The sequence below is a fragment of the Micromonospora sp. ABR4_055 genome (genome assembly GCF_056160425.1).
In genome coordinates, this window is the sequence record NZ_JBSWXD010000043.1 from 13,054 (window position 1) to 28,794 (window position 15,741).

At 69.9% G+C, this 15,741-nt stretch carries 13 protein-coding genes; 4 read left to right on the forward strand and 9 right to left on the reverse strand.

Annotated elements, in window-relative coordinates; genetic code table 11:
* Positions 1–415: 415 nt before the first annotated feature.
* A complete protein-coding gene (locus ACXAHD_RS12785; RefSeq protein ID WP_475050708.1) occupies positions 416–4,675 on the reverse strand; it encodes a carbohydrate-binding protein in 4,260 nt (1,419 codons plus the stop codon).
* 323 nt (positions 4,676–4,998) lie between these two features.
* Here ACXAHD_RS12785 and ACXAHD_RS12790 point away from each other — a divergent pair, with 323 nt between their 5' ends.
* Positions 4,999–5,646 (forward strand): MOSC domain-containing protein, encoded by a 648-nt coding sequence (locus tag ACXAHD_RS12790; RefSeq protein WP_281554251.1) that lies wholly within the window; start codon positions 4,999–5,001, stop codon positions 5,644–5,646.
* Between the two features lie 161 nt (positions 5,647–5,807).
* Here ACXAHD_RS12790 and ACXAHD_RS12795 read toward each other — a convergent pair whose 3' ends face one another.
* The 4 genes from ACXAHD_RS12795 to ACXAHD_RS12810 form a co-directional block, all read right to left on the reverse strand.
* Positions 5,808–5,987: a hypothetical protein gene (locus ACXAHD_RS12795; protein WP_281554250.1), complete on the reverse strand. Its 180-nt coding sequence runs from the start codon at positions 5,985–5,987 to the stop codon at positions 5,808–5,810.
* 781 nt (positions 5,988–6,768) lie between these two features.
* Positions 6,769–8,049, reverse strand: coding sequence for a glycosyltransferase (locus tag ACXAHD_RS12800; protein ID WP_281554249.1), 1,281 nt, complete (start codon positions 8,047–8,049; stop codon positions 6,769–6,771).
* A complete protein-coding gene (locus tag ACXAHD_RS12805) occupies positions 8,046–8,507 on the reverse strand; it encodes a GbsR/MarR family transcriptional regulator (protein ID WP_281554248.1) in 462 nt (153 codons plus the stop codon). Before ACXAHD_RS12805 ends, ACXAHD_RS12800 begins: the two co-directional genes overlap by 4 nt.
* Before the next feature lie 143 nt (positions 8,508–8,650).
* Positions 8,651–9,565, reverse strand: coding sequence for an SDR family NAD(P)-dependent oxidoreductase (locus ACXAHD_RS12810; protein ID WP_475050718.1), 915 nt, complete (start codon positions 9,563–9,565; stop codon positions 8,651–8,653).
* Between the two features lie 87 nt (positions 9,566–9,652).
* Here ACXAHD_RS12810 and ACXAHD_RS12815 point away from each other — a divergent pair, with 87 nt between their 5' ends.
* The gene (locus ACXAHD_RS12815) at positions 9,653–10,228 is read left to right on the forward strand and encodes a TetR/AcrR family transcriptional regulator (protein WP_475050724.1); all 576 of its coding nucleotides are present in this window, start codon (positions 9,653–9,655) and stop codon (positions 10,226–10,228) included.
* 10 nt (positions 10,229–10,238) lie between these two features.
* On the opposite strand, the gene ACXAHD_RS12820 is transcribed toward ACXAHD_RS12815, so the two are convergent.
* From ACXAHD_RS12820 to ACXAHD_RS12835, 4 genes are all read right to left on the reverse strand, one after another.
* Positions 10,239–11,714, reverse strand: coding sequence for an AAA family ATPase (locus ACXAHD_RS12820; protein WP_281554245.1), 1,476 nt, complete (start codon positions 11,712–11,714; stop codon positions 10,239–10,241).
* A 153-nt stretch (positions 11,715–11,867) separates the two neighbouring features.
* The gene (locus ACXAHD_RS12825; RefSeq protein WP_475050731.1) at positions 11,868–13,043 is read right to left on the reverse strand and encodes a helix-turn-helix domain-containing protein; all 1,176 of its coding nucleotides are present in this window, start codon (positions 13,041–13,043) and stop codon (positions 11,868–11,870) included.
* Positions 13,040–13,309, reverse strand: coding sequence for a hypothetical protein (locus tag ACXAHD_RS12830; protein ID WP_281554243.1), 270 nt, complete (start codon positions 13,307–13,309; stop codon positions 13,040–13,042). The genes ACXAHD_RS12825 and ACXAHD_RS12830 overlap by 4 nt, the downstream gene beginning before the upstream one ends.
* The gene (locus ACXAHD_RS12835; RefSeq protein WP_281554242.1) at positions 13,306–13,449 is read right to left on the reverse strand and encodes a hypothetical protein; all 144 of its coding nucleotides are present in this window, start codon (positions 13,447–13,449) and stop codon (positions 13,306–13,308) included. Before ACXAHD_RS12835 ends, ACXAHD_RS12830 begins: the two co-directional genes overlap by 4 nt.
* 281 nt (positions 13,450–13,730) lie before the next feature.
* On the opposite strand from ACXAHD_RS12835, the gene ACXAHD_RS12840 reads away from it, so the two are divergent.
* The gene (locus ACXAHD_RS12840; RefSeq protein ID WP_475050765.1) at positions 13,731–15,089 is read left to right on the forward strand and encodes a helix-turn-helix domain-containing protein; all 1,359 of its coding nucleotides are present in this window, start codon (positions 13,731–13,733) and stop codon (positions 15,087–15,089) included.
* Complete coding sequence (locus ACXAHD_RS12845) at positions 15,086–15,649, forward strand: flavoprotein (protein WP_281554241.1); 564 nt, start codon at positions 15,086–15,088, stop codon at positions 15,647–15,649. The genes ACXAHD_RS12840 and ACXAHD_RS12845 overlap by 4 nt, the downstream gene beginning before the upstream one ends.
* Positions 15,650–15,741: the final 92 nt, after the last annotated feature.

Here is a 15,741-nt window from a genome sequence, read left to right on the forward strand (position 1 = left end):
CTCGTCTCCGGCATCTGCGAATACTCGCGTTTGCCGAACAGATCCACCTACTGGCAACATCGATAGAGTGAACGGGATCTGCTCCCACTGGCGCTGCTGTGCCTGCTGGTCTGGCACGGCGAGGCGATCCGCTTCGACGACGACACCGGCTGGGGTCGCTACCGGCCCTGGGCGCGCCCGGTCCTGCTGCTGACGCGGGACCGGCCGGCCGACGCGGCGACGGCGCTGCGGCAGACCCCGGACCCAGCGCGCGACCCGTTGGCCGAGGCGTTGTGGTGCCTCACCGCACAGGCCGCGATCGCCCTCGACGACCGTACGGTGCTGCGCCGCGCCCGGACCGCGCTCACACCGGCCGTCGACGAGCTGGCCGGGGCCGGCAGACATGATCGGCGCGGGACGGGCGGGCGGAGCGGGATCAGCAGGCACCAACCCGTTTCCAGGGGCCCCACCCGGAGGCGGCAGGTTGCTGGTCCCGCGTCCACCACTGTGCGGTCCACAGCTGCCCGTCATGCTCGACGGTCTCGCCGCCGGTGTAGATCCACGACGACGTCCACTCCGGGTAGAAATCGCTGCCGCAGTGCTGGTAGGCACCGAGCTCGGCCCAGGCACCCCGCTGCGTGGCACCCGGTACCTGGTTCCTCGTCCACCACTGGGCCTGGTACGCACGGCCGGCGTGGTACACGAGATCACCCTCGGTGTAAACCTGCGACGGCTCCCAGGTGGGTACCACCGGCGTCCAATGGGCGTACAGCGTCGCCGCGGTTTGGGCCAGGGCCGACACCTCGGTCGCGGCGGTCACCGTGGTGCCGCTGCCGTCGGCGGCAGTGTTCCAACCGGCGAACTCGAACGCGGGCCTGCGCAGACCGGTGCCCGGCGCGTCCAGACCAGCATCGGTCCGCAACAAACCATTGCGCGCCTCGGGTGCCGTGCCGATGCCGCCGTTGACGTCGTACGACACGGAGTAGACCCCCTCGACCGCAGCGGCCCACGACAGCATCGGCGACTGGTTGTTGGTCGCCCGCAGCCGGATGGTCACCGGTCCGGCCGCGGCCAGGTCGATGTCGTAGCTCAACACCCTCGACGGCGTGGCGGTGTCGAGGGTGACCTGCGCTCCGACCTGGTGCGCAGCACCGTCATAGTCCAGGAACACGTCGTAGCCGCGACTGTTGCCGGGCCACCAGGAGTGGCTGCCCGCCACGATCGTGTGGCGACCCGCCGGCAGGGTGAAGGTGTAGCTGAGGATCGCCCCCACCTGGTTGGCCGTGTACACCCCCGTGGTGGTCGTCTTGCTGTAGTCACCAGCGACGATCCCCTTGTACCGGATGTCACGGTCGCCGGCGGCGTTGTACGCCCCGAGGCCCCAGGTCGCATCGCCTTCGAGGACCTGGTCGGGTGCGCCGTTGCGCAGATCGTCGCCCAGCAGTTCGGCGACCGCCGCGTGGGCCGGCGAGTTGTAGCCCAGGGTGCCGGTTGCGGTCCCGTTGACGTCCGCGAAGTACCTCAGCCCTGGCGGCACGACCTCGACCCAGGCGGTCGTGGTGGCACCACCGTGGCTGCCCCGGACGGCGACCGTCGTCCACGCCTGGCTGACGTCGAGTCCGTCGAGATCCCAGGTCACCGCGAGATCCCGGGTGGTGCCGTCGGTGAGCGCGGCGGGCAGCGTCGCCGGCAGGTCGCCCGGCGCCTGGCCGAGGAAGGTCGCCCGCCAGACCTGCGGCAGCGCGGCCACCCGATTGGCCAGCGGGTAGCTGGCCGCCTGAAGCCGGGAGACGATCTGCCGGGCGCCCTCCCCGTCGAGCCGATAACCCGCCGGGTCAGCCACCGCACGACCGGCCATCGCGATGGTGGACTGCAGCAGCGCCCAGTCCCGGTCGGTGAAGTCCTCGGTCCGCTCGATCCGCGAGGCTACCGCCAACGCCTGGCTGACAGCATCGCTCGACGCCGGCTCGGTTGCCGGCGTCCCCAGGACACCGACCGAGTCGACCACCAGCGTCCCGGCGATCACCTCAAAGGTCACAGTGTGCCGACCCCACGGCAGTCCTCGCACGGCCACGGTCTGCTGGAAGTTGGTGACGGACCTGGTCGGCAGGTTCGTCGCGACGAGTTCGCCGTCGACCCGCACGTCGAGCCGGGCGCTGCCGTCGTTGACTCCCATGACGTCGATCCCGGAACCGGTGAACGTGTACGCGAGGGAGGCACCGGGCCCCCGACTGGTCGACGACGAGCGATGATACTCGTACATGCTGCCGCCGTTGGCGTGCCGCCAGTCTCCGCTGTAGGCGAGCCGGGCGGCCGGCGGGTCGGCCAGGTCGTTCATCTCCAGGTTGTCGAGGAGTTCGCGGTAGTACGGCAGGTAGCCCGGCACCCGCTCGATCGTCAGGTTGTCGAACCGGGTGTGGTGGAAGCCGCTGGCGAGGTCGACGCGACCGGACAGGTACGGCAGGTCGTCGGTCCAGCTGAACACCTGGTCGCCGTTGACGAAGCCGGTGATCTGGTGACCGGCGACCCGGATCGCCAACCGGTGCCAGGCGGTGGCGTCGAATCCGGCGACGGTCCCGCCGGAGATCGTCCTACCGGTACGGCGGAACTGCCAGGTCCCGTCGGAGGCCAGCAGCAACGCATAGGGTGTGCCGCTCAGACTGTGTGAGCTGCCGCCGCCGGTCGAACGCGCGCCGATGGCCGCGTAGTTGTCCGACGCCGGGCCCCGGTCGAACCGCACGTCGACGCCCGCCTGGTAGTTGGTCCAGCGCAGATCACCGACGCCGGTGACGGGATCGGCGCTGTTCCAGGCACCGCCGACACCGGTCGTCGCCCGGTCGATCTGCTGGCGCAGCACGTTGTTCCCGTCGCCGGTCCGCACCGTCTCGAAGGCACCGTTCCGGTCCCAGGTGTACAGCGGGATGGCGCCCGTGTCGCCGCCACGGGAGTCGATGAAGCTCTCGGTCTGGCTCGTGACGACGCCACCCGGACCGATCACCGGCACGGTCCGGCCGACGTAGTCGAAGTCGTCGGCCCACAGCACGCCGTGCTCCGGGTCGGCGTCGAGCACCGTGCGCTCGCCCTCGACCGGAAGCGGCGTGGCCCACTCCGGATCTGCGGTGACGTCGAGCGAGGTGACGGTGACGATGGAGTATGGTTCGACGCTGACCTGGTAGCCGCCGGTGACGCCGGGTACCGCATCGGCGACGTGGCGCTTGTAGTTGGCGTCGAACGCCTCGCCGCCGCCGGTAGCCCGGGTCTGCCAGACGGCGAGTTTCGGGTCGACCCCTAGATCGAAGCCGACCGGCGTGATCTCATAGGTCCGTGCGTACTCGGAGTCGTTGACGATCACGGTCGAGAAGTCCGACCGGTCCGGCGCGGCCATGGTGAGGTAGTTGGGCTGACCGTTGCGCCCGACGACCGGGTTGGTGCCGGTGGCGGTGGAGGCGCTGGCCTGCGGGACAGCCCGCCAGACCCCGGCGGTGTTGGAGTCGTTCTCCCAACCGGTCTGCGCGAAGCTGGTGAAGTGCTGCAGCACGGCGAGTCCCGCGTCGTAGTGAATCCACCCTGACCACGGGTCGCGGGCGGACACGAGCTCCTTGAAGGAGTACTGACCGCCTTCGAAGAACGAGCCGATGGCGGGTTGGTAGACGAAGTGCGTCCGCCGCGACATCACGAAGCCCTTGACGATGGTGTTGGCCATCTCCAGCGCGCTGCCCGTGCCGCCGATGCCGGTGCCCGGCACGGTCGGGTCTGCCGTGTTGTTGTTCTGTCGGAAGGACGAGTTGCTGAAGGTGGCCTGCGCTTCGCTGTTCCAGATTTCCTTGTCGAACTGCTCGGCAAGCCGGGTGAAGTTCTGCTGACCGTCGTCGTTCGTGTTGTAGTGGTAGCCGGCCACCGCGACTGCGTCGCGCAGCTCGGCGTCGCCGACCATCGCGCCGCCGAAGCTGCCGATGCCGACCTCGTCGGAGATGACGACCTGGATCTGGTGGTAGAGCTGCGCCTCGCCGGGACGGAAGCCGGCCAGTGCGGGATCGTCGCTGACGTAGCCGGTGGTGTCGCTGCGCACCTGGTTCGCGTACTGCTTGGTCCAGGTGAGATCGGCCGTGTGCTCGTTCACCCCGGGGTTGACGTAGTCGACCATGAAGCCGTACTCGCGGTAGGCCGCCAGGATGGTGTTCTTGTACCAGGTGTAGATCTTGTCGTTGGTGTTCGCCCACGCCGGCGCGTTCCACCGCAGGATGCTGACCTTGACGTCGGGGTTGACCTTCCTGGCGTCGGCGGCCAGTTGGAAGCCCGGGTGCCGGGCCACGTTCGCCGGCTCCGTCTCCCGGCGCATGGTGGCCGGGTCGGGTCCGGTCGAGTTGTTCCGGTCGTTGCCCATCTCGATCTTGACGTGGCTCATGACGGGTCGGTCGCCCCCGAAGAGAACCCGCAGCAGCCGCGCGTAGGTCTCGGGGTGCTGGGCCTTGTAGTCCATCAGCACGGCGCTGGTGCTGTTCGCGCTCAGCACACCGAAGCCCTTGAAGGTCAGGCCGTTGACGTTGTCGGCCGCGACGAGGCTCGCGTCCACGGTGATGTCGACGGTCGCCGCAGCCGCAGGTGCAGCCACAGCGGTAGACGTACCACCGACCAGTTGAGCTGGCGCGATCATCCCGAGCACGAGCAGGGCTGCGACGGCCGATCCACGTCCCATGAATGTCTCCTTCTGCCGACCGCATGTTTCTGTCCGATGCACGGCTGGTCTCGCGACAGTAAATCGATCGAAAGACACCAGTCAATAACAGGAATGAACAGACTCGATCGCGTCCGATCACAATCGACCACACCGCACGGGCCAGGTGCGCCCTCAGGTAGTCCCGGTTGGCATCGTGGTGCCAGTAACCGCAGCCGGCCGCCCTGCGCGGCGGCGCAAGGTGGTCACAAAGAAACAGAACCGATCACGAAGCTTCAGTCGGCGGGAACGCGGTCGGCCAGACAGCAGGCGACGACGCGAAAAAGCTCTGGCACACTACGGGCATGGACCGGCCCACGGCGCACACCACGGCGCCCCGTCACCTGCCCGCCGCCGAGCTCACCGCCGGGCTCACGGAGGTGGCCCGCTCCCCACGCGGCTCCGGCAGGTTGGACCTCGTGGTCCGCCGGCCAGCCGTCGACGAGCGGGAGCTGCTGGCCGAAGGGACGCTCGACATCACCGACGGGCTGGTGGGCGACAGCTGGGCGCAGCGCGGCAGCTCGAAGACCAGTGACGGGTCGGCGCACCCGGATCGGCAGCTCACCGTGATGAACTCCCGGCTCGTCCGGCTGGTCGCCGGCGACGACCCGCAGCACTGGGGGCTGGCCGGCGACCAGCTCTTCGCCGATCTCGACCTGCACACCGACGCACTGCCCGCCGGCACCCGGCTGGCGGTCGGCGACGAGGCGGTCATCGAGGTGACGGCCGAACCGCACAACGGGTGTGCGAAGTTCGCCAACCGCTACGGGCGGGACGCGCACAAGCTGGTCTGGAGTGAGCAGGGTCGCCAGGCCCGGCTGCGTGGCCTCTACGCCCGCGTCGTGGTCGGTGGCGTCATCCGGCCCGGCGACCAGATCCGCGTACTCGGCACGGCGGCCGACGCCACCGAGGGAACCGCCATGACCCTCAACCCGCCGGTTCAAGGGGCATAGCGGTTCCCTCGTCGTGAGGCGCCGGTCGTCAGCCCGGTCGCCGTCGCCAGCCGGGCAACGCCGGCAGTGTCCGGCCCGCACCGGGCAATCTCCGCCACGAGGGTACGGGCGGAGGGCCGGCAGCGGATCTCAGCCGGTACGACGCGGTCCGCCTCGACCAACTACCGTCCCCCCGCTTTGAAGTCGACGGCGGCCGGTCCGAAACTCGCCTGCAGGTAGTTCGGGCCGTCCCCGATCTGCCTGGTGACCTCATCAGCCTGTGCGATCAGCTCGTCGACGCTGCAGGTTTCACCGCAGCCGGCGGCGGCCAACCCGGCCTGCAGCAGCAACGTCCCGTACACCTCCCGGACCTGCGGCGACGCGGCTCCGCCGCTCGACCCGGCACCGGATACACCACATCCACCGGCACATCCGCACGCTGAAACCACTTCCCGTACACGACACCCCCTCACCGACCCGAGCAGGCCGCCAGTGCGATGCGATCCGCTGTGGATGGATGATTCAAGTCCCAGCGCAGCCGCGCCTACTACAGCGTCCGCCTCGGCCTCTTGTTGCTGGTCGAAGGTAACCAGACTGATGCCTGCCAGGTCGTTGCCACGGCACTGCCGCTGTTCACGTCCGTCCGCTCCAGCCGACCTGCCTCACTATCGCCCGCATCTCGTAGACCTCTAGAGGAGTCCTCCCGGCCCGGCTTCTCCACCATCGTCGTGGAGATCAGCACCGACGTAGTCGGCTATGCATACGGGCACACCTTCGCCCCTGACGCGTGGTGGCCAGAAGCAGATCACGAACCCTCAGGGACGACGGGACTCGATGAACTCGCCGTCCTCGAACTGGGGCCGGCAACCCGTCGCGGTCGCCTACCCACCGGGGGCGAAGTCCAGTGTGTCCGGCCGGGTCCAGCGGCACACCGGCCACGAGCACGCCTACATCATGGAGGGTGAGCTGACCTTGCCAGGTCGGCTTCCAGGAGGTCGTGCTCGGCGCCGGGGACAGCATGGTGTTCGACTCGTCCCGCCCGCACCTGCTGGAGAGCCGCAGCGACCGGGCCGTGCACGCGATCTGGTTCATCGTGCGCCTGAACCCGACTCGGGACCGTGAACGTCGACTATTCGGGGTCGGTCACGCCGCTGCGGCTTCGATCCGCGCCACCGCGCTCGCGACGCCGTCCTCGGCCGTGAGCCGCCGCCCCAACCCGGCCGCCGCATCCCGGACATCGACGTCGGTGCTGACCTGGCGGATCGCGGCCGCGAGCCGCTGCGCGGTGATCGTCGACTGCGGAACCGGGGCGCTGCCCGCGCCGAGCGCCGCCACTCGCCGACCCCAGAAGAACTGGTCCAGGATGAACGGGCAGATCACCGAGGGCCGGCCGGCGCGCAGCGCGGCGGCGGTGGTGCCGGCACCGCCGTGATGCACCACGGCGGACACCCGGGGAAACAACCAGTCGTGCGGTGCCTGGGTGATGGGCAGGACGTTGCCCGGCAGGCCAGCCGCGTCCAGCCCGCCCCAGCCGGTGGCGACGATGCCGCGTACGCCGGCCAGGCGCAGCGCTTCGGCGACGACGCGGGTGAGGCGCTGCGGATCCCGCCCGGCCATGCTGCCGAAGCCGACGTACACCGGTGGGTCGCCGGCGTCGAGGAAGTCGACCAGTTCGGCCGGTGGCTGCCAGCCGGTGGCATCGTCGAGGAACCAGTATCCGGTGAGCTGGGCGTGCCCGGGCCAGTCGGCCGGGCGCGGCAGCACATGACCGCTGACCGCGTGCAGCACCGGGATCGGCCGCCCGTCGGGCAGCCGGGTGGCCAGGGCCGCACCCCTACGTCGGGCCAGGCACAACGTCTCCTGGCGGAAGGTGTTCACCATGCCGTCGTACATCCGGTAGCCGGCACCGACGAGCCGGTAGGTGAGCCGGTTGTACGCGCGGCCGAGCGGCAGCGCAGGTGCGCCGATCAGCGGGAAGTCGCCGGTCGCCACGGACATCGGAACGGGGACCGCCTGCACCGCCGGCGCGCCGAGTTTCTCGGCGACGTGCGGGCCGGCCAGCGCCTTGGGGTGATAGACGATCACCTGCGGGTCGGCCTGGCGGGCCGCCTGCCAGACATCGGCCAGCAGGCCCCGGTTGATCGGGTTGGCCCGCCGGGCCAGCCGGATGTTGGTCTTGACCGAGCCGAGAAGTCCGGTGGTGTCCTCCATCGCGGCGCGACCCGCCGCCGAGTCGAGCAGTTGCAGGATCTCGTCGCCGAGGTGGCCGTACGCCAGGCCGTGGTCGGTGACGAAGGACCGGAATCGGGCGCAGGTGGCCAGGGTGACGTCGTGACCGGCCGCCCGCAGCCCGGTGCCGAGCGCCAGGTACGGCTGGACGTCACCGCGAGACCCGACGGTGACGATCAGGACCCGCACCGTCACACGTCCCGTTTGGTCTGGCGCCGGAACTCCTCCATCAGCGCGGGCGTCCGTTCGATCATGAAGGTGTAGAAGTCGCGGGTGTGCCGGAGCCGGTCCGCCTCCGGGGCGTCCGCGTCGCCGACGAGATCGATGCCACGCTGCATCAGGTCGATGAAGGTGCGCATCTTGTCGGTCGGGTCGATCGCCCGGGCGAAGGCGTCCGGGTGCATCTCGTACGCGTGGCCCCGGCCGCTGGTCGGCACCCGGCGCACCATGCCGGACTGCTCCAGCGCCCGCATCCCGGCCGAGACGGATGCCTTGGACAGCCCGACCGCCTCGCACAGTTGCGCGGTGGTCTGGCCCGGCGGGTCGCAGATCAGCAGCCAGCCGAGCAACTTGCCGAACGCAGGGGTGGTGCCCATCTGGGCGAGGGCGACACCGACCTCTTCGGCGTACCGCCGCCCGGCGTCCGGATCCACGTGCATCTCCTTCCTCGCCGAGAACGCCCCATCATGAGGACCGCCACCATCGAAGAACGCCATTATCACGAATGTTCAGGACTTCCCGAACATCAACCGTAACATGGCAGCTGGTGAGGCGACCCGGACCGGCCCCACCCGACTCAACGGCGGGCGAGCGCCTGGTCGATCAGTTGCTCGCTGTCGTCCCAGAGCCGCCGCGCCCGGGCGACGTCGTATGACTCGGGTGACGACGGGGCGACCTTCGGACCCTCCAGGTACGCACCGGTGGTGCCGTCGAACCGGGCGTCGCTGACCAGGTCGGCCAGGTGCCGGGCGGAGGCCCGGGAGCTGCGCGCGCCGGGCAGCAGCGCGCTGATCAGCGGGGCGGCCATCCGAAAACCGGTCCGGACGAGCGTCGGATAGTCGCGGGAGAGGCTGGTGTCGGGCATCAGCCCCGGGTCGTACGCGTTGACGCTGATCGGCCGCCCGTCCAGTCGGCGGGCGAGCTCGTAGACGAAGTAGATGTTCGCCAACTTCGAGGTGGAGTAGCGGACCCGGCCCGCCGTCGGGGTCGCGTCGGCGTCGGACGGGTCGGCGAGTTCGCGGGCGCTCGTCCAACGCGGCTCCGGGAAGCCCATGCTCTTCTCCCGCCAGTGGGTGCCACTGCTGACGATCGCAATCCGGGCCCCGGCGGCCAGGTCGTCGAGCAGTCCGGTGACGAGCAGGTGATGACCGAGGTGGTTGGTCGCGAAGGTGAGCTCGTAGCCGTCGGCGGACCGGCGTACCCCGTCGATGACCTGAACGCCGGCGTTGCCGACGATGGCATGCAGCGGCGGACGCTGCCCGGACCGGCGCAGTTCCCCGGCCGCGTCCGCGACCGATCGCAGGTCGGCCAGGTCGATCCGGAGCAGTTCGAGGCTCGCCGCAGGGGTCCGGCGACGGATCTGCCGGGCCGCCGCTTCTCCCCGGCTCTCTGCCCGGTGACCGAGCACGACGTGCCAGCCCTGGGCGGCGAGCCGCCCGGCGACGCGCAGCCCGAGGCCGGTGGTGGCCCCGGTGATGACGACGGTTCTCATCAGAGTGAACCCTTCGACAGGTTGACGTTGTCAACCTGACCTTACGTCGCCCAGGTTGACAGCGTCAACCTGATCTAGGATCGGACGATGAGCACCCGGGACGACCTCGTCGCCGCAGCGACCGCACTGCTCGACGAGGGCGGCCCGGAGCGGGTCACCCTGCGGGAGGTTGGACGTCGGGCCGGGGTGTCACACAACGCGCCGTACAAGCACTTCACCGACAAGCAGGCGCTGTTGGAGGCCGTCGCCATCCAGGAATTCGACCGGCTCGAACGGGTCATGACGGCGACACCGACGCCACGGACCGAGGCCGCCGCGCTGCTGCGACACGTCCTGCTCGACTACGTACGCTGGGCACAGCACCATCCGCGACGGTTCGCGCTGGTCTACGGGTGGTCGATGCACGCCTCCGCCGACCTGCACGAGCGGGCCGGCGCCACCTGGCGGCGACTCGTCGAGCTGACCGCCGAGGCCCAGGCGGCCGGGGCCCTGCCCGCAGGTGACCCGGAACGGGCCGCCGCTCTGGTCCGCGCGCTGGCGCACGGCGCCGCCGATCTGTCCATCAGCGGCCACCTGGCGGCCGACGGAAAGGGCCGCGCCAGCGCCGAGAACCTGGTCGAGGACCTGCTCCGGGTGCTACGTCAGGCCGAACGGTCGAGCTGACGTCGTTCGCTCAGGATCGGTTCGCCGCGTACAAGCGATCCAGGTCGACGAGCTGGACGCCGGGGTCCGTGGCCGCCACGGCGCGAAGGTCGTCGGCGAAGCCGCCGCCGCTGAACAGCAGCAGCCGGCACCGGTCGGCCCGGACCCCGTCGCGACCGGCCAACAGGCTACGGATGTGTACCAGGCGTCGCAGGTGACCGGTCCCGACGGCCTCCTGCCACTTGGCCTCGCCGATCGCGCGGAGTTCCTCATGGCCCTGCTCGTCACGGCTGAATACCGCCACGTCCACCTCGTGCCGCGTGCGGGCGGCGGGGTCGTTGACGACACCGGCAGCCACCCGGGTCGGAACACCGCCAAGAACGTCCGGATCGGCTTCCCACCGGGCCCATTCGCGGCAGATCGTTTCGAAGTGCGGCCCGACGACCTTGCTCAGGAACGTGCGCTGCAGCCGGGGCCAGACCTGCCGGGACCGACCCGAGCGCTCCAGGTCGCCCCACGCCGGCCGCATTACGGCGTGGTAGAAGACGAGCAGTGGCTCGGCAATCCGGTAGACGCCCCGGTTGCTCTTGAACGCGTCGGTCTCCCGCACGACCAGGCCGACGTCCTTTAGTACACCCAGCGGCTGGGCCAGGTCGGACGGCTGCCGACCCAGGAAGTTGGCGATCTCCCCACGCCGGGTACGACCGTCCGCGATCGCCGCCAGCACCGAGTGGTACAACGCGGGGTCGCGGATGTCCGGCTCCTCCGCCAACAGGTAGCGGGCCTCCCGGAACAGCGGGCGGGCCGGGTTCAACACGGCACGCACCACCCAGTCGTCGAAATCGTCCGGCCCGGCCGGTGAGTCGTCCTGCGTGAACTCGTGCCGATAGGCGGGGGTGCCGCCGACGATCGCGTTGACCTGTAGGGCGGTGCGTGGGTCGGCGATCCCCCAGAACCGGGCCGCAGACCGGTAGTCCAGAGTCCGGACCACCAACTCCAGGCCGGCCCGTCCACGCAGCGGCGCGGCGCCGGACAACAGGTTGCCCATGAACGACAGCGCCGAACCGCACAACAGCAGCCGTACCTGGGTGTTCGACCGCTGTCCCGCCGGGTCGAGCGCCCGCTGGATGATCGAGGGCAGCGCCGGACTGACGCGGGCCAGGAACGGAAACTCGTCGATCACCACCGGCAGTGGCCCGGCAGGGGCGAGTGTCATCGTCCGGGTGACCGCCTCGTCCCAGTCCGCAAACCGCAGCGGCGTCGCCTCACCCAGATAGTCACCGAGCGCCTCACCGTACTGGCGCAGCGCGTCAGCCTCGGACGACTCGGTAGCCGTGAACAAGAACCCGCCAGCCGCCCGTACCAGCGCGTCGAGCAGGAACGTCTTGCCCTGACGACGACGACCGGAGACCACTCCCAGCGTGGCCCCGCCCTGCGGCAGGCGCGCGAACCGGACCAGCTCGTCCCACTCGACCTCACGGTCGAAAATCTCCGCCGGCTTCTCCACCGCGCTGGCGACCGAACGTGCGCGTACCGAGGCATGGATCAGCGCTTTCCACCTCGCCGAGGAACGCGGTGACGCAGCCCACCCGGCTGACGCCGACGAGGGAACCTGCATTGTCGAAGAACTGGCGGGTTGAGGGTCATACAGGTTCCCTCGTCACGAAACGCCGGTCGTCAGCCCGAGCGCCGTCGCCAGCCGGGCGACGCCGGCCGTGTCCGGCCCGCACCGGGCAATCTCAGCCACGACCGTACGGGCGGAGGGCCGGCAGCGGATCTCAGCCGGTGCGACGCGGTCCGCCTCGACGAGCCACCGTCCCGCCGCCGCGAAGTCACCGACGCCGAGGTGTGCCCGCGCGGCATCCACCAGGTACGCCGCCCGATGCTCGGCCGGCAGCCCACGCCATGTCAGCTGCCGGGTGGCAGTCTCGTGCCGGCGTACCGCCTGCCGGGCGTCGCCCGACTCCACGGCCGCCACGACGTGCGCCAGCTCGACGGCCGCCGGGCCGAAGCTCGCAGTACGGTAGTCCAGCCCGTCACCGATTCGGCCAGCGACGTCAGCGGCCCGGCCGAGCAGCTCGTCGACGCTGCGGGTTTCGCCGCAGCCGGCAGCGGCCAACCCGGCCTGCAGCAGCAACGTCCCGTACACCGGGCCGCACTCGACCGATGCCGTCGCGATGCGGTCGGCGGCGGCGACCGTCGTCGTCATCGCCAACCGGTCCTGGCCCAACCCGCGCAGCGCCTGCCCGAGCGGCACCGCCGCCGACCCGGCCAGCACCGGATCACCGCCGGCCACGGCAAGCGCCCGATCGGCCGCCAACCAGGCCAGCTCAGGTTCACCGACCTTGACCAGCACGAGCGCGATGATCCGGTACGCGCGCACCAACAACTCCGCCCCAGGCCCAGGCCGGGTGGCGTGCAGCCGCCGGGCGGCGTCCAGCAGCTCCGGTGTCATCCGCAGCAGCCGGGGATAGTCGCCGTGCTGGTACGTCGACCAGGCGTGCTCGACCCGCTGCGTTGCCTCGCGTTCCACGGCCGGGCCGCTGTCGGCGGCGGTGAACACCTCGTAGCTGGCCAGCGCCGCCCGGACCGCCGCCACCCCGTCGACCGCCCCGCCATGCTCCGATGGCCGGGCCGGGCCGATCAACTCCGCCAGGTCGACCCGCAGCACCTCGGCGACCTGCCGGATCAACGAGAACCGGTCCAACCGCCGGACACCACGCTCGACCTTCTCCACCCAGCTCTTCGACCGGCCGATCCGGTCGGCGAGCACCTGCTGGGTCATCTGCCGGCGGACCCGCCACAAGGCGACCCGACGCCCGACGGCCACGCTCATCGCCTGCCACCCGCGTCGATCCAGGTCCACGACACGAAGCGTTCGTACAACTCGGCCGGGTCGGTGATCCTGGCCTCCTCGGCGGCGACGGTCAGCAGCTCACCGACGTCAATCGACAGCGCCAGCGGCTCACCGACGTACGCCTCCGCCAACTGCGTCCGACCCGGCGGACACGGCCACGGCGTCCCGTCCGGACAGACCGCGCAGCACCACGACGGACGCACCGGCTCGTGCACCGGCCCTTTGCCGGTTCCGGGTGTCCTCATCGCAGGTAGTGCCGGCCGGCGTTACCACCCCGGCGCTGCGCCCGATCGGTACGGGTCGCCGGCCGACGGTCCGGCGGCGGCACCGTACGGTCGGCGTACCGCTGGCGGCCCGGCACCGGATAAACCACATCCACCGGCACGTCCGCACGCTGAAACCACTTCCCGAACACGCTGCCCCCTCAACGAGAGTTGGAAGGGCGGCGACCCGAGGTGGCTCTCCACGTCAACCCCGAGCCGCCGCCCGGCACCCGCCGCCGCAGCTCAAAGGCGTGCACGGCGGCGGGGCCACATGTCCAGGTTGGCCGGTTGAACCCTCAGCGGAAATGTCCGCACGGTGCACTGACGGTGCACGTCCGTGAACCTACGTACGGTTACGATCAGCGGCACGCACCTGAGCCTTGCCCGTCGAAAGGACGTGCAGATGACGACCGTGAGTGCCTGGACCGGTTGGGAAGCGAACGCGCTACGCAAGGCACTACGAATGAGTGTGACCGACTTCGCCGAGCATCTCGGGGCAGCGCGACGTACCGTGGCGAAGTGGAGCAGTCGAGGCCGTGACATCCAGTTGCGTGCCGAGATGCAGGCGGCGCTGGACACCGTCCTGGCCCAAGCGTCGGCGGAGGCTCGTCAGCGTTTCGCACAGCTCTGCGATGCGAGCACCAGCGGTGCACCCACGGGTCAGTCAGCTGCCCTCGTCGCACTCCACGCCGGTTGTCTGGCTCATACTGACGGCGGAGGCAATCCCGATCTTGACCAGGATGAGAACGTGCGGCGCAGAGATTTTCTGACCGATACGGCTGTCAAAGGCGCCGCCGCGATCCCGACCGTGGCGCACCTGCTCGACGTGCTGTTGTCTCCCGGCCGTGATGCTGCCGGACCTGGTTCACCCAACTCCGCGCAGGACCTCGCCGCCCAGGTCGCTCAGGTCAAGGGTGACTACCAGGCATGCCACTACGGGCGCACCCTCGACCGGCTCGTGACCCTCCTCCCAGCCTTCACCGCAGCGAGATCGCAGCAGGCAAGCGAGCGTTCCGTACTCGATGCACTCGCCGCCGACCTCTACCACGTCGTCGGTAGCCTGCTGCTGAAGCACGGCGACACCTCGATGGCGCTTGTGGCAGCCGAGCGCAGCACCCGATACGGACTCGACAGCGGCGATCCTCTCGCGATCGGCACCAGTGCACGGATAATGACCCACGCGCTGATGAGCAACGGCCACACCCGACAAGCTGTCACCTTCGCGCAGGTATCCGCCACTACCGTCAGTGACGTCACCGGGCTCGACTCCAAACACGCCCTCGCCGTCTACGGCGCGCTCCTGCTCTGTGGCTCGATCGCCGCTGCAAGGATCGAAGACCGCGACGTTGCCGCCACCATGCTGGACGAGGCGACTCAGGCCGCCAACCGGCTGGGGCACGACGGCAACGACCGGTGGACCGGCTTCGGCCCTACCAACGTGCTGCAGCACCGGGTCAACGTTGCACTCGCCCTCGGCGACGCCGGCACCGCCATCACCTACGCTCGCCAGGTACAGATCGACAAGATCATCCTCAAGGAACGCAAAGCAGCCTTGTTGGTCGACGTCGCACAGGCGTACGCCCAGTGGGGACGTCATGAGCAGGGGCTGTCAGCGCTACGGACCGCCTTCGGGATCGCGCCGGAGGAGATCTGTGCCCGCCCGGCGGTGCACCGCATCGTCGAGAACCTCGCCGCTCTGTCACGCGGGCACCTACGAAGCCACGTCACCGAGTTCGCCGCCAATGCAGGGATTCGGCTGTGACCTCAGGACACCTCCGGATTGTTGTGTGCGGTGCTGGGCCCGCCGCCGATGTTCTCCGACTCGTTGAAGCGGCACAGGAGCAGTCGTGGGCGACGACGGTCGTCGCAACCACCAGTGCACTCGACTTCATCGACGCCTCCGCCGTCACCGGGCTGACCGGCAACCCCGTACGCAGCACCTACCAGACCCCGGACGTCGGCGGCCGGCGGACCTTGCCACCGGTGGACGCGGTGATCATCGCACCCGCGACGTACAACACAGTCAACAAGCTCGCCTGCGGCGTCGCCGACACCTACCCGCTCACCTCAACCGCCGAACTGATCGGACGCGGTGTCCCCACCGTCATCGTGCCGTTCGTCAACGCCGCACTGGCCGCCCGTGCACCCTTCCAACGCTCCATCGCCGACCTACGGGCCGAAGGCGTCCGGGTCATCTCCGGCCCGGACGACGACTGGACACCACACCCACCAGGCACCGGCACCGACCGACGTGCCGCGTTCCCGTGGAGGAAGGCGTTTCAGCTCGCCGTCGAGCCGGACCAGCATCGTGCTCGCCCGTAGCGAAACTCGGCAGTGACGAGGAGACACGTGACCCGTCATTCACCTGCCGGGAGCACCTGTATGACCAAACAGGTGCTGTCGTCAGTGCAGGC